The organism is Janthinobacterium sp. GW822-FHT07H11, from assembly GCF_058798615.1.
The window spans coordinates 4,985,453-5,008,538 of the sequence record NZ_CM179507.1; the positions used below are offsets into that span (position 1 = coordinate 4,985,453).

Annotated in this window: 17 protein-coding genes and 1 tRNA gene; 10 read left to right on the top strand and 8 right to left on the bottom strand. The window is 65.5% G+C overall.

Annotated features, from left to right (window positions below):
• The first annotated feature begins 30 nt into the window (after positions 1-30).
• From AC3RCJ_RS22035 to AC3RCJ_RS22075, 9 genes are all read left to right on the top strand, one after another.
• Entirely contained in the window at positions 31-1,071 is a 1,041-nt protein-coding gene (locus AC3RCJ_RS22035) for a GGDEF domain-containing protein (RefSeq protein ID WP_492959066.1), read from the top strand.
• Between the two features lie 84 nt (positions 1,072-1,155).
• Entirely contained in the window at positions 1,156-2,175 is a 1,020-nt protein-coding gene (locus tag AC3RCJ_RS22040; protein WP_492959068.1) for a helix-turn-helix transcriptional regulator, read from the top strand.
• A gap of 53 nt (positions 2,176-2,228) precedes the next feature.
• Positions 2,229-2,654 carry a hypothetical protein gene (locus tag AC3RCJ_RS22045; protein WP_492959070.1) on the top strand — a complete coding sequence of 142 codons (426 nt, stop codon included), beginning with the start codon at positions 2,229-2,231 and terminating at the stop codon, positions 2,652-2,654.
• 264 nt (positions 2,655-2,918) lie between these two features.
• Positions 2,919-3,731 (top strand): TorF family putative porin, encoded by an 813-nt coding sequence (locus AC3RCJ_RS22050; RefSeq protein WP_492959072.1) that lies wholly within the window; start codon positions 2,919-2,921, stop codon positions 3,729-3,731.
• A 58-nt stretch (positions 3,732-3,789) separates the two neighbouring features.
• Positions 3,790-5,847 (top strand): methyl-accepting chemotaxis protein, encoded by a 2,058-nt coding sequence (locus AC3RCJ_RS22055; protein ID WP_492959074.1) that lies wholly within the window; start codon positions 3,790-3,792, stop codon positions 5,845-5,847.
• 339 nt (positions 5,848-6,186) lie between these two features.
• Complete coding sequence (locus tag AC3RCJ_RS22060) at positions 6,187-7,230, top strand: acyl-CoA dehydrogenase family protein (RefSeq protein WP_492959076.1); 1,044 nt, start codon at positions 6,187-6,189, stop codon at positions 7,228-7,230.
• 1 nt (position 7,231) lies between these two features.
• Positions 7,232-8,002 carry a PIG-L deacetylase family protein gene (locus AC3RCJ_RS22065; protein ID WP_492959078.1) on the top strand — a complete coding sequence of 257 codons (771 nt, stop codon included), beginning with the start codon at positions 7,232-7,234 and terminating at the stop codon, positions 8,000-8,002.
• The gene (locus tag AC3RCJ_RS22070) at positions 7,999-8,643 is read left to right on the top strand and encodes a class I SAM-dependent methyltransferase (protein ID WP_492959080.1); all 645 of its coding nucleotides are present in this window, start codon (positions 7,999-8,001) and stop codon (positions 8,641-8,643) included. Before AC3RCJ_RS22065 ends, AC3RCJ_RS22070 begins: the two co-directional genes overlap by 4 nt.
• A complete protein-coding gene (locus AC3RCJ_RS22075; RefSeq protein WP_492959082.1) occupies positions 8,640-9,362 on the top strand; it encodes a glycosyltransferase family 2 protein in 723 nt (240 codons plus the stop codon). The genes AC3RCJ_RS22070 and AC3RCJ_RS22075 overlap by 4 nt, the downstream gene beginning before the upstream one ends.
• A gap of 130 nt (positions 9,363-9,492) precedes the next feature.
• On the opposite strand, the gene AC3RCJ_RS22080 is transcribed toward AC3RCJ_RS22075, so the two are convergent.
• The 6 genes from AC3RCJ_RS22080 to AC3RCJ_RS22105 all read right to left on the bottom strand — a co-directional run bounded on the left by AC3RCJ_RS22080 (position 9,493) and on the right by AC3RCJ_RS22105 (position 20,500).
• Entirely contained in the window at positions 9,493-11,505 is a 2,013-nt protein-coding gene (locus AC3RCJ_RS22080) for a S9 family peptidase (protein ID WP_492959084.1), read from the bottom strand.
• Between the two features lie 320 nt (positions 11,506-11,825).
• Entirely contained in the window at positions 11,826-13,235 is a 1,410-nt protein-coding gene (locus tag AC3RCJ_RS22085; RefSeq protein WP_492959086.1) for an MFS transporter, read from the bottom strand.
• Between the two features lie 232 nt (positions 13,236-13,467).
• Positions 13,468-14,517: a 2Fe-2S iron-sulfur cluster-binding protein gene (locus AC3RCJ_RS22090; protein WP_492959088.1), complete on the bottom strand. Its 1,050-nt coding sequence runs from the start codon at positions 14,515-14,517 to the stop codon at positions 13,468-13,470.
• 141 nt (positions 14,518-14,658) lie between these two features.
• Positions 14,659-16,155: an efflux transporter outer membrane subunit gene (locus AC3RCJ_RS22095; RefSeq protein ID WP_492959090.1), complete on the bottom strand. Its 1,497-nt coding sequence runs from the start codon at positions 16,153-16,155 to the stop codon at positions 14,659-14,661.
• Positions 16,152-19,334: an efflux RND transporter permease subunit gene (locus tag AC3RCJ_RS22100; protein ID WP_492959092.1), complete on the bottom strand. Its 3,183-nt coding sequence runs from the start codon at positions 19,332-19,334 to the stop codon at positions 16,152-16,154. The genes AC3RCJ_RS22095 and AC3RCJ_RS22100 overlap by 4 nt, the downstream gene beginning before the upstream one ends.
• Positions 19,334-20,500 carry an efflux RND transporter periplasmic adaptor subunit gene (locus tag AC3RCJ_RS22105; RefSeq protein ID WP_492959094.1) on the bottom strand — a complete coding sequence of 389 codons (1,167 nt, stop codon included), beginning with the start codon at positions 20,498-20,500 and terminating at the stop codon, positions 19,334-19,336. The genes AC3RCJ_RS22100 and AC3RCJ_RS22105 overlap by 1 nt, the downstream gene beginning before the upstream one ends.
• Before the next feature lie 851 nt (positions 20,501-21,351).
• On the opposite strand from AC3RCJ_RS22105, the gene AC3RCJ_RS22110 reads away from it, so the two are divergent.
• Positions 21,352-21,843: an FxDxF family PEP-CTERM protein gene (locus AC3RCJ_RS22110; RefSeq protein WP_492959096.1), complete on the top strand. Its 492-nt coding sequence runs from the start codon at positions 21,352-21,354 to the stop codon at positions 21,841-21,843.
• Positions 21,844-22,236: 393 nt separating this feature from the next.
• Here AC3RCJ_RS22110 and AC3RCJ_RS22115 read toward each other — a convergent pair.
• Positions 22,237-22,313: transfer RNA gene (locus AC3RCJ_RS22115), tRNA-Pro, on the bottom strand.
• Positions 22,314-22,414: 101 nt separating this feature from the next.
• Positions 22,415-23,029 (bottom strand): TetR/AcrR family transcriptional regulator, encoded by a 615-nt coding sequence (locus AC3RCJ_RS22120; protein ID WP_492959098.1) that lies wholly within the window; start codon positions 23,027-23,029, stop codon positions 22,415-22,417.
• Positions 23,030-23,086 lie beyond the last annotated feature (57 nt).

Consider the following 23,086-nt stretch of genomic DNA (forward strand, 5'->3'; position numbering starts at 1 on the left):
GCGCTTCGATCCGCTACCCGACAGGTTTTCATGCATCCGCACCGCGCAACCGACGATTTCCGCAGCCTGGCGCTGCGCCCCCTGCTGGCCTTGTATGCCATCGGCAGCGCCACCTTCGGCGCCGCGCTGCTGCCCGCCTCCTGCTGGCCGCTGGCCGCCGCCTTCTGCTGCGCCATGGCGGGCACGCTGGCGTGGGCACTGCGCGCGCCCGATACGGGACACTGCCGCGACGCCGCCGGCTGCATCGTGCTCGTCATGGGCATGGCCGGCTTCCTGCTCTGCTTTTCTCTGCGCGCCAGCGATGCCAGCTGGCATCCGATGGCGTTCTGCGCCCTGCTGCTGGCGCCATATGGCGGCATCACGCAGCGCATGCTGTGCGGCGCCGGGCTGGGCATCGCAGCCAGCGTGGCCTGGCTCTGCCTGCAGGATGGCATGCCCGCCGGCAGCGCCACCACCCTGCTGGCGCTGAACCTCGGCGGCATCGGTGCCGCCCATGGCCAGCGGCGCCAGCGCAACGAACAGGACAAGGCGCTCGCCCTCCTTGCCGACCAGGCCGTGCGCGACCACCTGACCGGCTGCTACAACCGCCGCTACCTCGATGAACACCTGCTGGGCACCGAGCTGGCACGTTCGCAGCGCCATGGCCTGTGCCTGACCGCCATCATGTGCGACCTCGATCATTTCAAGCGCATCAACGACGCGCACGGCCATGCCCGCGGCGATGAAGTGCTGCGCATCTTTGCCGGCCTGCTCGGCAATGCCATCCGCCGCGGCATCGACAGCGTGGTGCGCCACGGCGGGGAAGAATTCCTGCTGATCCTGCCTGAAACCGATCTTGCCGGCGGCGTGCGCCTGGCCGAGCGCCTGCGCGCCAGCCTGCCCCGGCACATCACCACCACCGCCAGCTTTGGCGTCGCCTCCATCCATTTCACGCCGGGCGGCAGGCATTTGAACGCCGCCACCCTGATCGCCGCCGCCGATACCCAGCTGTACCAGGCGAAGCGCGCCGGACGCGATTGCGTCAAGGCGGCCATGCTGCGCGCCGATACGCCCCAGGCGGCGACGCTTTAATTATCAACAAATTAATGTTACCATACGCCAACTTATGCACTGACCAGTGCATGAACACCTGCCATCGAACTGAACGGAACCACCATGTCTGAGCGCACGCCTCGCCCGTCCACCATCATGCGCCAATGGCAGATGCTGAACCTGATTCCCTCCGCGCCGCGCACCATCACCGTGGCCGAATTACACGAAAAACTCAAGGCGTGCGACTTTGCCATCGGCAAGCGCACGATACAGCGCGACCTGCTGGACCTGGCCGAGATATTTGCGCTGACCAATCCAGCCGACAGCAAGCCATTCGGCTGGTGCTGGATGGACAATGCGGCGCGCATGGACATGCCGGGGCTGTCGACACCGGCCGCCCTGACCCTGGCGCTGATGGAACAGCACCTGCGGCATGCGCTGCCGCCCTCGACCCTGGACAGCATGCAGCCGTACTTCAGCGCCGCGCGCCAGACCTTGAACGCCACCAACGAGCGGGCCAACTCGCCCGCCTGGCTGGACAAGATCCGCACCATCGCCCCGATGCAGCGGCTGCTGGCGCCCGTCATCGACGAAACCTGCCAGCGCACTGTATACGAAGCGCTGATGCAGGGCCGCCAGTTGAAGCTCAGCTACAAAAAGCGCGACGCCGACACGCCCGTCTGCTATGACGCCGTGCATCCGCTGGCCATCGTGCAGCGGGGCCAGCTGATCTATCTGGTCTGCCTGTTTGCCGACTACCACGACGTGCGCACCCTGGTGCTGCACCGGGTACAACAGGCGGAGATCCTCTTCCTGGCAGCCCGCAAGAAAGACGGTTTCGACATCGACGCCTACATCGCCTCGGGCGCCATGGGCATACGCGATGGCGAGCCGGTGCGGCTCGAAGCGGCGTTTGCGCGGCGCAGCGGCGAGCACTTGTATGAAACAGCGCTCAGTGCAGACCAGGTCTTGCGCGAACTCGACGATGGACGCCTGCACCTGAGCGCCACCGTGCCCAATACGCGCGAACTGCAATGGTGGCTGCTGGGCCTGGGCGATGGCGTGGAAGTGCTGGCGCCGGCCGCGCTGCGCGAACAGATGAAGGGCACCATCGCCAGCATGGCCAGCCGCTACGCGGCCTGACGCCGCCCGCCAGACCTGCTAACATCGCGCGCCGCCACTTTTTTTCGCCCGCCATGACCGTCCTGAGCCATACCCATCCGCTGGTGATCCAGCTGGAAAACGACTTGCTGCCCCTGTTCCGCGCCGCGCTGCCGCGCATCGCCGCCGCCGCGCCACGGGCGCTGGCATCCGTCTTCGCCTTTTCCAGCGGCTCGGCGGATGCCTTCCAGGCTTACCACTTCGGCATCTCCTGCCTGCTCGACGCCGTGGAGGAAGAGCAGCCCGAAGAAGTAGCCCTGCTGGTCAGCGCGTCGGGACTGGAAGCTGGCGCGCAACTGAGCGCCCAGGTGGTCTGGGGCCAGCCGTCGGGCAAGGTCGAGGCGCGCGCCGACTTGCCGCAAGCGCGCATGCCGGACCTGCACCAGGCACTGCCGCTCCTGCTGGACGCACTGCTGAAAGCGACCAGCCGGGGGCGCCCGTCTAGGCTGGCGGCAACTTGAAAAAAGTGCCGCCAAACAACAACCTACGATTTCCGCCTCGCAACATTATTGACTTGCACTAGCCATTCGCCCTATCCTTTCGGTTACGTTCGGTGAGAATGTATGCGTGCTGACGCGGCATCCCGCATGCCTGCGCGCAGCGTATTCCAGCCACGCCGGCTCGCCCAAAAACTAGTCTTTTCCGCAACTTTGCCGCATTTTATTGCAACCATCAGGGCAGCGCGCCTGGACGGCCGCCGCCAGCAAACTACGGAGCCGACTGACATGCCTCGCCTGAACCGCCATCCCGCTTATTCCTTCGCCTGCTGTGCCTGTGCCTGTGCACTGCTGGCCGCGCTGCCGGTGCGCGCGCAAACGGCGCCCTCGGGCGATGCCCCCGCCGCCGCCAGCATCAGCGCCAACGCGACACTGGCGTCGCAATACATTTCCCGCGGCTTTCGCCAGACCTGGGGCCAGCCCGCGCTGCAGGCAGGCGCCGACTACAGCCACCCCGGCGGCTGGTCGCTGGGCACCTGGCTCTCCACCGTCAGCGACCGCTACATCCAGGACGCCACGCTGGAATGGGACCTGTACGGCGGCTATGCCGGCACGGCTGGCGAAGTGGGCTACAGCGTGCTGGCCTACTATTACAAATACCCGGGCGCCGTCTACCGCGCCACGGGCGTCAAGTACGACTATGGCGAACTGTCGCTGGGCCTGAGCTACAAGATGCTGTATGCCAAGTACAACCATACCGTCACGCGCGACTTCTTCGGCATCAGCAATGCGCGCGGCACGGGCTACCTGGACGTGGGCGCGAATATCGACCTGGGCAGCGGCTTCACGCTGAACCTGCACGCCGGCAACGGCAGGGTGGCCGGCACGGGCAACGACATCTGGAACTGGCGCGACGCCAAGGTCGGCCTCAGCAAGGCCTTCGACGGCGGCTGGAGCGTGAGCGGCGCCTGGACGCGCGCCTGGGGCGCCAGCAACGCCTACGACCACTACACCCTGGGCATTCCGAATGCCGCCGGCCAGTTCGACACGTCGAACCCGGCCGAGGCCACCTTCGTGCTGGCCGTCAGCAAGACTTTCTGAGCGCGCCACCCGCGCCGCTCATGACACCGATTTCCCTCCTCACCAAGGAACAGCAATCATGCAACTCTCGTTAAACAGCAAAATCTGCGTCGCCGCCACGGCCCTGGCCATCCTCAGCCTGGGCATCACGGCGACCGTGATCGGCTATAAAAGCAGCGCCAGCGCCGAAGCGGCCGCGCTCGAACTGGCACGCACCTCGGCGCGCGAAGTGTCGGGCGCGCTGCAGGCGCGCATCTCCAGCAACCTGGCCAGCGTCAGCAGCCTGGCCGGCGCCATGCGCGGCACCCGGGCCGCCAACCTGCCGATGCAGCGCGAGCAGATCAACGAATTGACCAAGGCCACGCTCTCCAGTTCGGAAGACTTGCTGGGCGCGGCCGTGACGTGGGAAGCGAATGCGCTCGACGGCAAGGATGCGGACTTCGCCAACCAGAAACCGAACTATGACGCCAGCGGCCGCTTCATGCCCTACTGGACCAGGGGAGCGGGCGGCAAGCTGCAGGTCGAACCCATCGTCTTCGACCCGAAACCGGGCGCGAACGACTGGTATGACGTGCCCAAGCGCACCGGCAAAACTTTCTTCACGGAACCCTACGTCTACCCCGTCGACGGCAAGAATGTGCTGATGGCCTCGCTCGTCGCGCCCATCATGATCGATGGCGGCTTCAAGGGCACGGCCAGCGCCGACTTCATGCTGACCCGGCTGGCGAAAATCCTGGCCGACCTGAAAGTGATCGAGGGCGGCAAGCTGGCCCTGATCTCGAATGGCGGCCTGTATGCGAGCCACCCCGTGTCCGAACGCCTGGGCAAGAAGGCCGACGACGTGCCCGCCGCCGGGCTGGACAAGGTGCGCCAGGGCCAGCCCTACGAATACGAGGATGGCCAGGGTTATGTGCACCTGCTGCAGCCGCTGCTGATCCACCCGGACATCGCGCCGTGGAGCGTACAACTGAGCTTTCCGAAAAGCGTGGCCACCGCCTCCGCGCGCGAACTGATGACCTATACCCTGATCGTCGCGCTGCTGTGCGCGGCCGCCACGGCCGGCATCCTGATTCTCGTCGTCAATCACCTGACCCGCCCCTTGCGCACCCTGGGCGCGACCATGACCGACCTGTCCAGCGGCGACGCCGACCTGCGCGTGAAGCTGGAAGTGCAGGGAACCGATGAGCTGGCCGTCATCGGCAAGGGCTTCAACCAGTTCGTGGAAAAGATCCATGCCGTGCTGCTGCAGGTGCAGGCCAGCGCCGACAATGTGGCGCGCGCCAGCGCCGAGATCGCCCAAGGCAATAACGACCTGTCGGCCCGCACGGAACAGCAAGCCAGTTCGCTGGAAGAAACGGCCGCCTCGGTGGAAGAACTGACGGGCACGGTGAAGGAAAACGCCGACCACGCGCGCCAGGCCAATCAATTGGCCGCTTCCGCATCGAATGTGGCACAGAAGAGCGGCGAAGTGGTCGGCAAGGTCATAGCAACCATGACCTCGATCAATGACTCGTCCAATAAAATCGTCGACATCATCAGCGTCATCGACGGCATCGCCTTCCAGACCAATATCCTGGCCCTGAACGCGGCCGTGGAAGCGGCCCGCGCGGGTGAACAGGGACGCGGCTTCGCCGTCGTCGCCACCGAAGTACGCAGCCTGGCGCAACGCTCGGCAGCGGCGGCCAAGGAAATCAAGCTGCTGATCGACGATTCCGTGGGCAAGGTGGCGGCCGGCAGCAAGCTCGTCGATGAAGCGGGCGCCACCATGGAGCAGGTGGTCGACAGCGTGCGCAAGGTCACCGCCATCATGGCCGACATCAGCGTCGCCACCAGCGAGCAAAGCGACGGCATCGCCCAGGTCAACCAGGCGCTGGCGCAGATGGATGGCGTGACGCAGCAGAACGCGGCCCTGGTCGAGGAAGCGGCGGCGGCCGCCGAAAGCCTGCAAGACCAGGCCAGCCACCTGGCCCAGGTGGTCAGCGTGTTCAAGCTGGGCGAACAGCTGCGCCAGGCGCCGCAGCCCGCCAGGCCGGCCGCGCCGAACAAGCACCTGGCCGCCGCCAAGCCTGCCGCCGTTGCCGCCGCCGCACGCGCCCCGGCCAAGGCGCCGGCCGGAGATGACTGGGAAGAGTTTTAAGCGGACTGCCATCGTCACGCACGCCTCTTCCGCCACGACAAGGTGAACGTCGCCATCCCCGCATACCGGCTGGTGCTCAATGGCGCGGGCGCCTCCCATGTGGCCAAGGATGGCCAGCCGAATGGTGCTTCAGTACCGGCGGCATCGACATGCACGGCCATACCCGGTATCTGCTGTCGCCTGAGGGAAGCACCGACGTGGCAGATAAAAGCTGACGCGCAAAAAACAGCGCCTGCCAGGCACGGCCTCGCCGGCCGCGCCTGTTTGACGGCCAGTGTGCAGAATCGAACATACATTATAAAAATGGAAAGCTAGACTGTTAAAAAACAGGAGCTTGCCATGCCTTCCACCGCCTTTCCCCTGCCCTCCGGGCAAGACTTCAGCCAGCCGGCCTTGAACGCGCTGCTGCGGCCGCAGGACAGTGATTTTTCGCCCATCGAAGGCTTGCACCGCCTGCTCGCCGCGGGCCTGGACCAGTTGCCCCTGCCCGGCCATGGTGCCACGCTGCAACGCTGGCAGGCCCTGGCCGCCATCGCCGCCATCGACCTCTCCCTGCTCAAGCTGTATGAAGGCCATACGGATGCGCTGGCCATCCTGGCCGAGATCGACGGTCCCGGCGCGCCGGCAGGCAGCAGCTGGGGAGTGTGGTGCGCGGAAATGCCCGGCGCGCGGCTCACGCTGCATCAGACGGCGGATGGCCGCTCCCTGCTGGAAGGACGCAAGGCCTGGTGCTCGGGTGCCGCTGGCCTCAGTCATGCCCTGCTCAGCTGCTGGAATGAACAGGGCCAGGCCTGCCTCGCCTCCGTGGCGCTGGCACAGCCGGGCGTGCGCGTCACCGGCGAAGGCTGGCAGGCGGTCGGCATGGCCGCCTGCGCCAGCGTCGACGTGGAATTTACGGGCGCGCGCGCCTTGCCCGTGGGAGCGCCGGGCGCCTACCTGGAACGGCCCGGCTTCTGGCACGGCGGCGCCGGCATCGCGGCCGCCTGGTATGGCGCGGCCAGCGCGCTGGCCAGCCACCTGCACGCGCGGGCGCAGCAGGCCGCTCCCGATCCGATCCGCCTGGCGCAGCTGGGACAGATCGATTGCGCGCTGCGCTGCGCCGGCGCGCTGCTGCGCGAAGGCGCGCTGGACATCGACCGGCATCCGCAGCGCGATGCCATGGGCCTGGCCCTGCGCCTGCGCCTGGCAGTGGAAGACGCGGCCACCATGGTCCTGCACCTGGCCACGCGCGCCTTGGGCGCCGGCCCGCTGTGCCGCGATGCGCGGTTCGCGCGCCTGGCGGCCGACCTGCCCGTCTTCCTACGCCAAAGCCATGCCGAGCGCGACCAGGCTACCCTGGGCGCCATCGTGGCCGGTGCCGAAGAACATCCTTGGGCGCTCTGACATGCGGCCACGCCACGACACGCAGGCGCGCCGCATCGAAGGCGACGGCACGCCGGACCAGGCCTGGCAGGCCTGGCCGCAGTTGGCCGCGCTGCCGACGATCGGCGCGGCCGAGCTGGTGCCGGCAGGCGCGCGCGCCGTCATCGTCGCGCCGCATCCCGACGACGAGATCCTCGCCTGCGGCGGCTTGCTGCAGCTGCTGGCGGCAAACGGAAGCGAGATCCTGCTGGTGGCCGTCACCGACGGCGATGCCAGCCACCCGGATTCGCCGCTGTGGCCACGGGAGCGCCTGCGCCGCGTGCGCCCGCGGGAATCCCGGCAGGCGCTGCAAACGCTGGGACTGGCAACGCCAGCATGGCTGCGCCTGCACCTGCCCGACGGTGGCCTGGCCGCCATGGCCACGCAGTTGCAAGCCTTGCTGGCAGCCCGGCTGCTTCCCGGCGACAGGGTCCTGACCACCTGGCGCCTGGATGGCCATCCTGACCATGAAGCCTGCGGCTGGGCCTGCGCAGAGGCCGCCTCCGCCTGCGGCGCGGCGCTGCTGGAAATGCCCGTCTGGGGCTGGCACTGGGCCGCGCCGGGCGACACGCGCCTGCCGTGGCACCGCGCGCGCCGCCTGCCGCTGCCCGAAAACGTGCTGCAACGCAAACGCGCCGCCGTGCGCTGCTTCGCCAGCCAGTTGCAGGCCGATCCGTCGACGGGCCGCCCCGCCATCGTTTCCAGCCACGCGCTGCAGCGCCTGCTGCATGCCTGGGAGATCTATTTCATATGAATCCATCAGCCAACACGGGCGACCCGCGCGGCGCCTATTTCGACCAGTTGTACCGGCACGATGCCGACCCCTGGCTGGTACGCGCGCGCTGGTACGAGGAGCGCAAGCGCACGCTGCTGCTGGCCTGCCTGCCGCAGGAACGCTACCGCCATGCCTACGAACCCGGATGCGGCAATGGCGAACTGACGCTGGCCCTGGCGCAACGCTGCGACCGCGTGCTGGCCGCCGACCTGTCCGAAGCGGCGCTGCAGCTGGCGCGGCAACGGCTGCTCGACGCGGGGCAGGACGGCAATGCCAGCTTCGCGCGCCACCAGTTGCCGCGGGACTGGCCGCGCATCCTGCCGGGCGGTGAAAAATTCGACCTGATCGTCATCAGCGAGATCGCCTACTACCTGTCGCCGGACGAGCTGGCGCTGCTGGTCGAGCACTGCGTCGCCAGCCTGGCGCCGGGCGGCAACATCGCCGCCTGCCACTGGCGCGCGCCGTTTGCGCAGCGCAGCATATCGACGGTGCGCGTGCATGCCGCATTCCAGGATGCGCCCGGCCTGCACCGCCTGCTGCGTCACGAGGAAGCGGATTTCCTGCTGGGCGTCTGGTCCAACGATGCGCGCTCGGTGGCGCAGCGCGAAGGGTTCGCATGATCGGCGTGGTGGTTCCCGTGCATGACGAGGAGGCATGCCTGGGCGCCTGCCTGGAGGCGCTGCGTGCCGCCGCCACCTGCGCCCTGCTGGCCGGCGAAGCCGTCGGCATCGTCATCGTGCTCGACGCCTGCAGCGACGGCTCGCAGCGCATCGCGCACGCGCATGCCATGCATGCGGACGCGCGCTGGCGCCTGGACTGCATCGCCATCGACCGGCGCAACGTGGGTGCCGCGCGCGCCGCCGGCGCGCAGCTGCTGCTGCAGCGCGGCGCGCGCTGGCTGGCCTTTACCGATGCCGACACGCGTGTTTCGCCCACCTGGCTCAGCACGCAACTGGGCCTGCATGCCGACGCCGTCTGCGGTTCGGTGGGCGTCGACGACTGGTCGCCGCACGAACACAGCGCCGACGCCCTGCGCGCGCATTTCGAACGCAGCTACACGGACGCCGACGATCACCGCCACATCCACGGCGCCAACCTGGGCGTATGCGCCAGCGCCTACCTGCGCGCGGGCGGCTTTGCACCGCTGGCCTGCAGCGAAGACGTGGCGCTGGTCGCCGCCCTGCAGGCGAGCGGCGCGCGCATCGCCTGGAGCGCCGCGCCCCGCGTCACCACCAGCGCCCGCCGCAATGCCAGGGCCAGGGGCGGGTTTGGCGATACCTTGCTGCAAGTGGTGGAGGCGATGGCTACGCAGACGGCGGCGACGGACCTGGCCACATAGCGCCCCGGTGACGCCCCGGGCGTCCAGCCGCTCCCGCGGCGCCGCGTCTGCCTGCCCCCTGCCGCTGCGCCCGCCCCTTGCGCCCCCTGTTCCCCTGGTCGGCGCCGCCCGTGCCAGGCATGCCGGCAAGCTAGTCGATCGCGGCCTTCAGGCCCGGCGCAAATTCGGCGCCATGCTTGATCTGCGCGGTGGAAGCCTTGACGGTGCCGCCTATCGGCTCGGCGCGTCCGTCGAGGCACTTGCCGAGGAAATTCTCCGTCACCGCATTGAAGGCGATATTGTTCACCGGCCGCGCAAAGCCGTGGCCTTCATCGGGGAACAGCACATAGGTGACGGGAATATGCCTGGCCGCCATCGCCGCCACGATCTGGTCCGATTCGCGCACATTGACGCGCGGGTCGTTGGCCCCCTGGCCGATCAGCAATGGCCGCTGGATGTCTTGCGCAAAGTTCAGCGGCGAGCGCTCCTTCAGCAGCGCCTTGCCTTCCTCGGTCGTGGGGTCGCCCATGCGCTTGTAGAACTGCTGCTTGCCCGCCTCCCAGTAAGGGGGGATCGTCTGCAGCAGCGTGAACAGATTGGACGGTCCGACGATGTCGACGCCGCAGGCGAACGTGGTCGGCGTGAACGCCATGCCGGCCAGCGTGGCGTAGCCGCCGTACGAGGCGCCCATGATGGCGACCTTGTCGGCCGTGGTAACGCCGCTCTTGACGGCCCATTGCACCGCGTCCAGCAGGTCGTCATGCATCTTGCGGCCCCACTGCAGGTCGCCGGCCGAGATGAACTGCTTGCCGAAACCCGTCGAGCCGCGGTAATTCACCGACAGCACCGCATAGCCGCGATTGGCCAGCCATTGATGGTAGCCGTTGTAGCCATACGTATCGCGCGCCCACGGCCCGCCGTGCACCAGCAGCACCATCGGCACGGGCCTGGTAGCCTTGCCGCTGCCGCCCGCATCGGCCGCTCGCGGCAAGGTCAGGTAGGACACCAGGGTCAGCCCGTCGCGCGCCTTGATTTCCTGCGCATGCATGGGTACCAGCGGCGCGCCGTCCAGTTCCGGACGCGTCGCGTACAGGCGCGTCAGGCGCCTGGCCTGGCGCTCGTACAGCCAGGTCGTTGGCGGCGCGGTGACGGCATCGACCGAAACCAGCCATTTGTCGTCGGCCTCGGTACGCGAGGTAACCATGAACTGGCCCCGGGTATTCTCTTTCAGGAAAGCCAGGTCGGCCTTGAGATCCTCCGACAGCGGCAGGTATTCCTGCCGCAGGTAGTCGACCGTATAGGCTTGCACGCGCCCCGTGCGCGTATCGTACAGCGCGTTGGCGATGTCGGCGCGCGGGTCTTGCGCCACCACCGTGGTCTGGCCGCTGGCCACGTCCTGCGCCAGCAGGGCCGAGGTATTGCGGCCGCGCGAATCGGTCCAGTACAAGGTCTTGCCATCGGCCGTGAACGCCAGCGGTTCCGTCGTCTGCGCATCTTCCAGGCCCACCTCGGCCAGCGGCGCACTGTCGACCTTACCGTCCGTCATGCGGAAATACGTCATGCCGCCATCGGCGCGCGCCTTGCTGGCGATGCGCAGCTTGAGCATCTCGTCGGCCAGGTAGTCGCCATAGCCGTCATTCTGCTGCACCAGGGTCAGCTTGCCGCTGGCCAGGTCCAGGCTATACACATCGTGCCAGCGCGCATCGCGGTTATTGATGCCCACCAGGATGCGCTCCTTGACCTTGCTGCTGACCTGGATCACGCGCACGCGGGTCTTGTCAAACGGCGTGTAATTGACCTGCTTGCCGCTCGCGACATTGACGCCATACAGCAGGAAATTCTCGTCGCCGCCCTTGTCCTGGATGAACAGCAGCGTCTTCGAATCGGGTGCCCAGAAGCTGCTGCGGATGGGACGCACGGTTTCCTGCGTCAACGGCCGCGCCTGCGCCAGATCGCTGGCCGGCGCCACCCAGACATTGAGCACGCCGTCGCGCGGCGCGATCCAGGACAGCCACCGGCCATCCGGGCTGATCTTGCCGCCGGACTTGCTGGGATTGCCAAAGAGCTTGGCCCGCTCGATCAGCTGCACCTCATCGACAGGGGCTTGGGCATGCGCCGGCAGTACGCTGGCGAACAATAGTGCAGGCAGGGCATAGCGAATCATGGACACCTCATGGGGAGTGAATGAAGGGAAAACATGGCAATCTTGCATGTGCCAGGCAATCATAGGCCAAAGCTGAGTTGCCAGCTTGATTACAGTGATGGACGACGGGAAACGGGGAACAGGAGGACCGAAACGGGGGATGACATGCGGCGGCGCTGCAGAAGTGGCCCGCGAGCGGCGGCAGCCTGCGGATCCGCCATGGCCGAAAGAGAGGCCACCGCGAAGAGTGGCCTCATTGCTTGCTCTATTGCTCGGGGCCGGTAACTGCCCCATGCATCGCCAGAAAAAAGGCTGCGCCGGCGCCCGCCGACGGACGCGCGTCAGCCCACCGGCACGTCTTTTGGCGCTCCCGCGTATCGAACGAAGACGAGCGCGGTGAACGCGGCCAGGCCAGCGGCGACGCCCGCGCCCAAGAATGCCGCCTGGAAACCAGTCAGCATGGCTTCGGCGCTCTGGCCGCTACCGTGGCCGGAACTGGAGGTCGAGAGCGCAACCATGATCGCAAGACCGATGGCCGAGCCGATCTGGTAAGTGGTATTGATCAGGCCTGAAGCCAGTCCCGTCTCCTCGGGCTTGGCGCCAGCCATGCCCGTCATCGTCGTCGGAATGTACGCCAGCGCCATGCCCAGGGCGGCCAGGACCGAGGCCGGCAGCACGCTCGTCGCGAATGACCCGTCGAGCGGCAGGTTTGCGAACAGCAGCAGCGCGCCGCCCATCAATAGCAAACCGAGCACAAGATTGGGCTTGACGCCAAACCGTCCGATCAGCTTGCCCGAGAAACCCACCATCACGATCATGATCGTTACGGTCATCGGCAGGAGTGCCAGGCCGCTGGCGAGCGCCGACAGGCCAAGGATCTGCTGCAGATAGAGGTTCAGGAAGAACCAGAGTGGAATCCAGGCCGCCCCAAGCAATGCCATCACGAGATTGCCCGCCGCCAGGTTCGGCGCCTTGAAGATACCCAGAGGAAGCAGCGGTGCGCGTCGCACGAACTGGCTGATCAGGAAGACGACGAACAGTCCGGCCGAAATCGGCAGGATCGGCACGGAGCCAAAGCCGGCCGATTCCATGGTGACGATGGCATACACCAGGCTGACAAGCGCACCGGTCACGCTGATCGCGCCAAACCAATCGACGGCCCCGCTGCTGCGCGGCGACTTGCGCAGCACGGCCGGGACCAGTGCCAGCACAAGCAGGCCAAGTGGCACATTCACCAGGAAGGTCCAGTGCCAGGTCATCCATTCTGTGATGACGCCTCCGAGAAATACGCCCGCCGAGCCGCCTGCGGCGGCTGCCGCCCCCCAGAAGCCGAATGCCTTGCCAAGTTCGGCGCCGTCATGCCCGAACAGGCGCATGACGATCGTCAGCGCGGCCGGCGCGATCAACGCGGCGCCAACGCCCTGCAGTGCGCGGCCGGCAAGCAGCATTTCCTGGCTTTGCGCCAGTCCTGCCAGCAATGAAGCAAGGGTCAGTATGGCAAAGCCGCCGGTAAAGATGCGGCGGGCACCGAGCAGATCGCCCAGCCGTCCTCCCAGGAGCAGCAGGCCGCCAAAGGCCACGACATAGGCATTGAATATCCAGCTCAGCCCGCTGGCGCTGAAGCCGAGGTCCGCCTGCATGGCGGGAAGCGCGACGCCGATGATGGACGTATCGAGTATCACGATGAACTGGGCGGCGCACAGCAACGCCAGAGCGGCCCATCTCTTCGGATCAGGTATGACTTGTTGCATTGGAGTTCTCCAAAATCAATTTCTCGCTGATTGCGATTGATGCTGAGTGTTTGGCCTACAACGCTGGGATGGTCAAGCGAGAAAACCAAACCCGGTGCGAAACCGCTGCAATCGCCTGCGGCATCGCGGCCTGCATTCAGAGCCTATCCCAGCAGATGCATGCATCTCCCGCTGGCGCGCCTGAGAAGCGGGGACTGCGTTGAGCGTCGTCGCGTGGCGCGCCACGCGTCCTCTACATCCCCGCCGAAACACCGGCGGTTTGGCGACGCGCCGATATTGCCGCGGAGGTGAAGAAGGCATCGGCATGCAGATCCTCCGGGCGCATGCCGCCTGCCGTACAGATCTGCATGGCCGCTTCCACCATCGGGGGCGGTCCGGCCACATAGGCTTTCCAGCCATCGAAATCCTGCAAGTCCCGGGCCACGGCATCGGTCACCAGGCCGCTGCGCCAGGGCGATCCGCCGCGGGTCGCGGAGACGACAGGCGTGAAGGTCAGGTTGGGCAGCCGTCGCGCCAACGCCTCGAAATGATCGACGAGATACAGATCGCGGGCGCTGCGGGCGCCGGCATACACATGGATCGGCTGCCTCATGCCGCGGGCGATGGCCGACTCGACGATTGCCCTGACCGGCGCGAGGCCCGGGCCGCCGGCAAGGCACAGGATAGGCCCGGCATGCTGCTCGCGCAGGTAGGAAGCGCCGAACGGCCCTTCGAGCAAAACACGATCGCCGGACTTGAGCGACGCGTGGACGTGCCGGCTCGCGGCACCACCCGGTATCCGGCGGATGTAAAAATCGAGCTCTTCCCCGCCCGGACCGCTTGCCATCGAATAGTCGCGCGGCGGAGCGCCGGGGAACGTGAGCCGAACGTATTGACCCGCCGCATAGGCAAGCGGCGCGGCCCCGTCGACGACGAGCCGGACATGCTTGATGTCGTGCGTGGCGTCCGCGATCGCGCTGACGCGGCAGTGCAGGCGCCGCTGCGGATGCGCGGGCATCTCCTCGTCGCCGCCAAGCCAGGCAACGACCGCATTCCTTGTCGGGATCGCGCTGCAGGCCAGAATCAGGCCCTGCGCCTTCTCCCCGGCCGAGAGCGCGAAGCGGCTGTGAGCGAGCATATCGACCGCGCCGCTGACGAGGCGCGACTTGCACGCGCCGCACCGGCCGGAGCGGCAGCCATGCGGATAGGCGATGCCGCCGCCGAGCGCCGCCTCCAGGATCGTGACGCCGTCCGGCACCGCGACGGTGTGGCCGGCCTGGCGTATTTCTACATACTTGATCATGCTGTTCTCACAAATGGTATCGGATTGGCCGATTGTTGCGGCAAAAACACAGGCCCGTCCGGCCACAGGAAGGGAGAGCATTGCGCTCGCCCTTGACCGTGTCGACGGAAGAAAAGCCCGCTTGCTGCTGCCATGCGAAGGTCAGGGCTTGTCGGCACGCTGTTGCGCCAGCGGCGATCGGGGTGCGGCGCCGCCGCAGTCGTGATCTGCCTGCGCACAGACCTCCCAGCCGCCGCCCAGCGCCTTGTAGATGCTGACGACGGCAAGCCGCTGCTTGGTGCGGGCGACCGCCAGCGCGCGCCGGCTGGCAAAATCGGCGCGCTCCGCCTCGAGCACATCGAGGTAGAGGCCCGCACCTTCCGCAAAGCGCAGGCGGGCAAGACCTGCCGCCTCGCGGTTTGCCGCCGACTCAAGCAGCCGTAGTCCAAGCGTGCTGCCGGCGGCACCATAGGCTGTGAAGGCATCCTCTGTTTCCTGTAGTGCGCGCAGCACGGTCTGGTCGTAGACGATCAGGGCCTCCCGGGCGCGCGCCTCGCTGGCGGCGATGCGGGCACGCACGCGCCCCGTATCGAGCAGATTCCACCGAATGACGGGGCCGAGAAAGCTGGACTGCATTCCGGCGTCGCCCATGGCGTCGAGGCTGCCCCCGACGAGACCGATGGAACCGAGCACCTGGACCTCGGGATAGAGGCCAGCCGTCTCCACCCCGATGCGGGCCGTTGCCGCAGCAAGGTTCCGTTCGGCCGCCGCGATATCGGCGCGCCGCGCGAGCAGCGTGGCGGGATCGCCCACGGCGATCGTCCGCACCGACAGCGCGTCACCCCTTGGCATGGCGGCGGGAAGACTGAACGTCTGCGGGACTTCGCCCAGGAGGATGGCCAGTGCGTTGACGCAGGCCGCGCGGCGGCGCTCCAGCTCGGGCTCGGCCACCTCGACTGTGCGCAGCATGGCCTCGGCACGAAGCCGGTCGAGTTCGCTTGCAGCCCCGACGCTCATCAGGCGCTCGACCAGCGCCAGGCTGTCGCGCTGGCTTTGCCGGATGCTGGCGACGACAGCGAGTTCAGCTTCGATGCCGCCCAGCTCGAACCAGGTGCCCGCCACGGCGGCGGCAACGCCCGCCTGCACGCCGCGCAGCAACGCTTCGCGTGAGCCCGCCAGCGCCCGCCCCGCCTCCACGGAGCGCCGCACGCGGCCAAACAGGTCGATTTCCCAGGCAGCGTCGACGGTACCGCGATAAGTCTCGCTCTGGCGCGGCTGGCCGGGAAGCGTCTCGATCTTGCTCAAGCGACGCTTCTCGTAAGCGAGCGCGGCGCCGCCCTGTGGCAGGAAGCCCTGCCGCTCTTCGCGCAGCAGGGCTTTTGCCTCTGCCAGCCGCACGGCAGCGATGCCGACGTCATGGTTGGCCGCCAGCGCCCGCTGGATCAGCGTGACCAGCGCCGTATCGTCGAAGCTGCGCCACCACTCCACCTCGACCGCCCCCGGAACGAGCGCGGCGTGCGCCTGGCCAGCGCCGCCGGAAAACTGCGACGACGACAGCGGCGGCGGCAAAGGCGGCGCGTAATCGGGACCTGCCGCGCATCCGGCCAGCACGATCAGCGCACTGAGCGAGACTACAACTGTGTGATACGGGCGGTTCATGATGTGCTCCTGTCCATGCTGGTCTTGTGTGTTGGCGTGCGGCGCTCGAAGCGGGCCGCCAGGGCGCGCATCACCACATAAAACACCGGCGTGAGGAATAATCCGAACAACGTCACGCCGAGCATGCCGGCGAACACCGCGATGCCCATGGCATGGCGCATCTCGGCGCCGGCGCCACTGGCGAACACCAGCGGCACGACGCCGGCGATGAAGGCGAGCGAGGTCATCAGGATGGGGCGCAGCCGCAGCCGGCAAGCCTCGATGACCGCATCGAGCGCGCTCGCCCCTGCCGTTTCCAGGCTACGTGCGAACTCGACAATAAGGATGGCGTTCTTGGCCGCCAATCCGACGAGCACGATGAGCCCGATCTGCACGAAGATATTGTTGTCGCCGCCCACCAGCCACACGCCGATGATCGCGCTCAGCAGACACATCGGCACGATCAGCAGGACCGCCAAGGGCAGCAGCCAGCTGTTGTACTGTGCGGCCAGGATGAGGTAGGCGAGCAGCACGCACAGCGGGAAAATGAACAGCGCGGAATCGCCGGCCAGCTTTTGCTGGTAGGTGAGGTCGGTCCATTCAAAGCTCATGCCTTCAGGCAACACCTCCTTCGCCAGGCGTTCCATGGCGGCAACCGCCTGCCCCGAACTGACGCCAGCCATCGCGCCCCCCGAAATATCGGCCGACGGGTAGCCATTGTAGTGAACCACGCGGTCCGGACCGGAACTGGGGGTGACGGTGACAAACGACGACAAGGGCAGCATGTCGCCGGCCGCGTTGCGCACCTGCAAGCGACCGATGGCCTCGGCCTGCATGCGGTGCTCCGCATCGGCCTGGGCCGTCACCTTGTAGGTCCGGCCAAAGCGGTTGAAGTCGTTGACATACAGGGAACCGAGATAGATCTGCAGCGACTCGAACACATCGGCCAGGCGAACTCCCTGGCTCTTGACCTGGGTGCGATCGATGGCAACGTCGAGCTGCGGGGCATTGACGTCCAGGCTGGTCATGAGTCCGGCCACCAGTCCCGATTCGGTGGCCTTGGTCATCAGGATATGCGTCTGCTGGACCAGGGCATCGAGCCCGGCGCTGCCGCGGTCCTCGACCAGCATCTTGAAACCACCGGTCGCGCCAAGGCCGGGCACGGGCGGCGGCGGGAACACGCCGAGGAAACCATCGGGAATGCCGGCGAATTTCGCCTGCAGGCGCGCGGCGATCGCGCTCGCGGTGAGATCGGGGGTCGTGCGGTCCTTGAACGGATCGAGCATGACGAACATGACGGCGGCGTTCGGCACGTTGACGAAGCCGTTGATCGACAAGCCAGGGAAGGCAACGACGCTTTCAACGCCAGGTTCGGCCAGCGCGATCCTGGACATCTGCTTGGCGACCGCGTCGGTACGCTCCAGCGATGACGCGTTCGGCAGTTGAGCGATCGCAACAAGGTAATATTTATCCTGCATCGGCACGAAGCCCGGCGGCACGGCCTTGAAGCCGAAGAAGGTCAGCGCCAGCAGGCCGCCGTACACCAGCAGCGCCACGCTGCTGACCCCGACGACCTTGCGCACCGTGTTGCCATAGGCATCCGGCGCGCGCTGGAACGGCCGGCCCAGCATCTGCAACAGGCGCTCGGCGCGACCGCGCAGGCTGCGCGGGTCATGCACAGCCTCGGCCTCGGCCTTGCGTGGCTTGAGCAGGAGGCCGGCAAGCGCCGGGCTGAGCGTGAGCGAATTGACGGCCGACAAAATGGTCGAGATGGCGATCGTCAGCGCGAACTGGCGGTAGAACTCGCCCTGCAGGCCGCTCAGGAAGGCGGTTGGAATGAACACGGCGGCGAGCACCGAGGTGATCGCGATGATGGGGCCCGTGACCTCGTCCATGGCGCGCCTTGCCGCTTGCTTGGGCTCTTCGCCGTCTTCGATGTGACGCTCGACATTCTCGACCACCACGATCGCGTCGTCGACGACGATACCGATCGACAGCACCAGGCCAAACAGGGACAAGGTATTGAGCGAGAATCCCATCAGATGCATGACGGCGAAGGTGCCGATCAGCGACACCGGCACCGCCATGAGGGGGATCAGCGAGGCGCGCCAGTTGCGCAGGAACAGCACCACCACGATGACGACGAGAATGATCGCCTCCAGCAAGGTGGTTGCCACCGATTCCAGCGAGGCGCGCACAAAGACCGTCGGGTCATAGGCAATGCGCGAGCTCAGCCCCGCCGGGAAATTGCCCTCCAGCCGCCGCATGGTTTCCCTTACCGCTTGAGAAACATCAAGCGCGTTGGCGCCCGGGCTCTGTATGATTTGCAAGGCGACGGCCGGCTCGCCGTCAAGCAGGCTGCGCAGTGCATAGGCGTCGGCCCCCATCTCGATGCGGGCGACGTCGCGCAGGCGCGTCACCTGGCCTTCGGCGCCCGTGCGAATGATGATGTCGCCGAACTGTTCCTCGTCGGTCAAGCGTCCGAGCGTGTTGACCGTCACCTGGAAGGCGGCGCTGGAATCGGGAGACTGGCCGACGGAACCGGCTGCCACCTGCACGTTCTGTTCGCGTACCGCGGCAATCACGTCGCCGGCCGTCAAGCCGCGCGCGGCGATCAGGTTCGGATCGAGCCAGAGCCGCATGCTGTATTCGCCCGCGCCCCAGACGAGGACGTCGCTGATCCCGGGAATGCGGGACAGCTCATCGCGCACCTGAAGGTAGGCGTAATTCGACATGTACAGCGGATCATAGCGCTTGTCGGGCGACAGCAGGTGGACCACCATCAGGATGTCCGGCGAGGTTTTCTGTGTGACGACGCCCTGCCGCTGTACTTCTTCAGGCAAACGCGGCAGCGCGCGCGCGACCCGGTTCTGCACCTGGATCTGCGCCATGTCGGCATTCGTCCCCTGCGCGAAAGTGACGGTCAGGATCATGCGGCCATCGGTTGCCGATTGCGACGACATGTACAGCATGCCCTCGACCCCGGTGATGGCCTGCTCGAGCGGCGCCGCCACCGTTTCGGCGATCACCTTGGGATTGGCGCCAGGATAGGCGGCGGTCACCTGCACGGTCGGCGGCGTCACGGCCGGATATTCGCTGAGCGGCATCTGGAAGAAAGCCACGATGCCGCCAAGCACCATCAAGACCGAGAGGACGATGGCAAAGATCGGGCGATCGATGAAGAAACGTGGAAAAGACATTACGCGGCTCCCGAGGTTTTCGGCACGGCAATGGGCGTGCCGTCCATCGCGGCTGACTGTGGCGTCACCTGCATGCCAGGGCGCACCAGGCCCTTGACGACGATGCGCTCGCCTGGCTGCAACCCTTGCTCGATCACGCGCAAACCGTCGACAACCGGGCCCAGCTCGACGGGCCGGTATTGCGTCTTGTCATCTTTGCCCACCACGAGCACATAGCGGCGCCCCTGATCCGTGCCTATCGAGTGATCGGCAACCAGCACCCTGGCTTGCGGCGCCCCCGTTTCCAGCCTGACCTTGGCAAACAGGCCGGGCGTCAGTTTTCCATCGGGGTTGTCGACCACGGCGCGGACGCGCACCGTTCCCGTCCCCCGATCGGCGGCATTGGCGAGGAAGTCGATACGGCCGGGACGCGAATAGCTCTTGTCCGTGGCCAGTGCCACCATGACCTTGGCCGCCTGCGTCCCATGCGGGCTGGCACCGGCCCGGCCGGCTGCGAGCGAGCGCAAATAGGTGCGTTCATCGACATCGAAATAGACATGCAGGGGATCGATGGAGACGATCGTCGTCAAGGGCGTCACGCCGCTGGCGACGTAGTTGCCTTCGGTGACGAGGACTTGGCCGACTCTTCCGCTGATCGGTGCCGTGACGCGCGTGAAGCCGAGCTCCAGTTGCGCGGCGTCGAGCGCGGCCTTTGCCGCGTCGACCTGTGCCTTGCCTGCATGCAGCGCCGCCGTTGCCATGTCGAGACGGTCGCGCGCGACGATTTTCTTGGCGAACAGCTGTTCGGCTCGCGCATGCTCCGCCTGGGCCAGCATCGATGCCGCCTCAGCCTCGCGCAGGCGCGCCGCGGCAGCATGCAGTGCAGCCTGGAACACGCGTGGATCGATGCCAAAGAGCTTGCTGCCCTTCTCGACGAAGCGTCCTTCAGGCACGCTCACGTCCTGCAGGTAGCCGGCCACCTGCGGGCGCAGCTCGACGCGCTTGACCGCGGTCAGCGAACCGTTGAACTCGACGTAAGGTGTTGCCTGGCGAACGATCACTTCGGCCACGGGCACGCTGGGCGGCTTGGCGGCAGCGGCAGCGGATGCCGTCTCCTTGCAGCCGCTGATGGTGAGCGCGGTGCCCAGGACCGCGGTGATCAGGATTATTGGTTTGACTTTCATCATTTTGCCTTTCGCGACTGGAGTCGACTTGGTTTTGTTGAGCTGAAGCAGCTCCCAATGCCTTTATCCGACGTGACACACTTGGAAAGTCAAGCATTTTATGAATTCGGGAGGGAGCGGGACAGGACTGTCGCTACCCGCATTCACGGTCCCGGTATCCCCTCCCCGATGCCCACGCTGAGCGCGTCGGCAGCCATGGGGCGGCCTGCTCACGATACTGAAATCAACTGAAAGTGAAAAATGAGCGATATGAGCGAAGTTAAAAACCCATGCGCATGCCGGCGGTGACTGCGGCAACCGGCAAGGCGCGCCAGGCCAGCAGATCTGCGTCGCACTCGGCGCAAGCGAGTCGACCATTCGGCGCCGAAGAGAGGCGGAGTACAACGACGCACCACCGGTTCTGAGCTGGCGGGGAATCCACCAGTTAGACCTCCTATCGTCGCATGAGAGGCCATCAGCATAATCGGTACCACCGGTCGGCTCTTAAAGAGACCGGCATACCTTAATGAGTATTTCACAAGCTGGCATGCCATAGAACGTAGCGACATGGCCATGACACATTTTTATTGCCATGTGGAAATTTTTTGACTATGCAACAGTATTTTCAACACAGAAAATTACATCTTTTTTTATACAATATTGACAATACATGTTTTTAATTAAGCAACACAAGAAAATCTATGCCCGTGTATTAGCAATGGGCTATTCGGACAAGAAATATCATCAAAAAATATAATATTGATAATTGTGAGTATTGGTGATAATTTGTCATCGCAGTACGGACTTTCTGAAACATTAATCGTCTTTCAGGGGAGAACAACATGAAATTAAAGTCACTCATTGCAGCAGCAGTATTGAGTGCTGCTTCCATCGGTAGCGCCAGCGCCACCGCCTATACTGTCAACCTCGTCAATACTTCAGGTAACCTGTGGACCAGCGGCTTCAACGCCGTGCCCAGCCCGCTCGGCGACTTCACGGATGTCTTCACCTTCACCCCCAGCGCGACCTTCGGCTCGACCGCGCAGGCCTTTCTTGCCAATCTATCCGTCACGGGCTCGGACAGCTCTTCCATCAAATTCACCAGCGCCAACCTGAACGGCATTGGACTGACAGGCTTTGGCGGCCCCACCGTCTTTGGCTATGCACAGGGCGAAGTGCTGGCGCCCACGAGCGTCCTGTTCAATGGCCCGCTGGTCCTGACCGTGGTGGGTAACACCAAGGGCGGCAGCTATGGTGGCGTATTCAACTTGAACCTGGCTCCTGTTCCCGAACCGGAAACCTATGGCATGCTTCTGGCCGGCCTGGGCATACTGGGCTTCCTGGCGCGGCGCCGGAAGCAATCTTGAGTGCTCCTCCAAAAGACGCTGCGGCGTCTTTTTTGTCAACAGCCACGAAATCGATTGCCTGATTGCCAGATTTACTTTCGACGCCGATACCGTGTTTAGTTCTGCGTTTACAATAGCCCGGCTGGCTCTGCCATCCTATCCCAACTAATAATCAGCTCCCTGCGCTCGACTGCCTTGCCGCCACCACCTACGTTGTACGGAATACGGGTCGTATCCATCACCGGCCAGGTCATCGTAGCTGATGTTCTCGAAAGAAAGCGTGCAGCCATCGGCATGCGGCAATGAAAATCATACGGCATGTAAACGGAAAAAACCCAGCACCGATATTATACAAACGTATAATATCCAGTACTGGGTTTCTATACAGCTTGCGCTGTAAGTCCTTGAATCTAATGGTCGGGGCGAGAAGATTCGAACTTCCGACCCCATGCACCCCATGCATGTACGCTACCAGGCTGCGCTACGCCCCGACGAGGTAAGAATTATAGCAGACGCTTTTAGGTTTTTGCCATGCTTTACGCTTGATTCATACCGAACTGCGCAAAGATTTTTATCCTCCCTGGCAAGGTGCCTATTCTTGCAGCAACAACGCCGTCAGGATGATGCGAAAACCGGCGATCAGCGGTTCGACCTTCACGTCAGGATTGTGAATGAAGCGCACGGGCAGCCCCTGGTACAAGGCGACCAGGGCATCGAGGCGCCCCTGCAGCATTTCCTCGTCAGCCGGCAAGCCACGCTTGATGCGCGCGTCGCGGATGATGGAGAGGAATAGCTGGCGCGAGCGCTGGTCCGCGCATTGCAGCATGGCGGCGATCACCGGATTGCGCGACGCTTCGGCAAAAATTTCCAGCGGCATCATCCATGTCTTCGGATCCAGCGCTTCGAGCACATGCTCGCCCGCATTGTCGATCACGGCCTGCAGGGGATCGTCGCGCTGCGCCAGGTCCTGCATCAGGTTCGACACCCGCTCCGTATTCTGCATGACGAAGGCGGCGATGATGGCATCCTTGCTGTCGAAATAATTATAGATGTGGCCCGCGCTCATGCCGGCCGCCTTCGAGATCTCGGCCATGCTGGCGCCGTGGAAGCCGCGGCGGCTGAAGCAGCTTTCGGCCGCATCGAGCACCTGCTTGCGCCGCGTATTGGCGCGCTCGGGATCCGGATGCTTCTTTTCAACTTGGTTCATGACTTTTCCAGTAGCGCGCCGGCCCTGCCCCTGCGGACAAGGGCAGGGCCGGCGTCG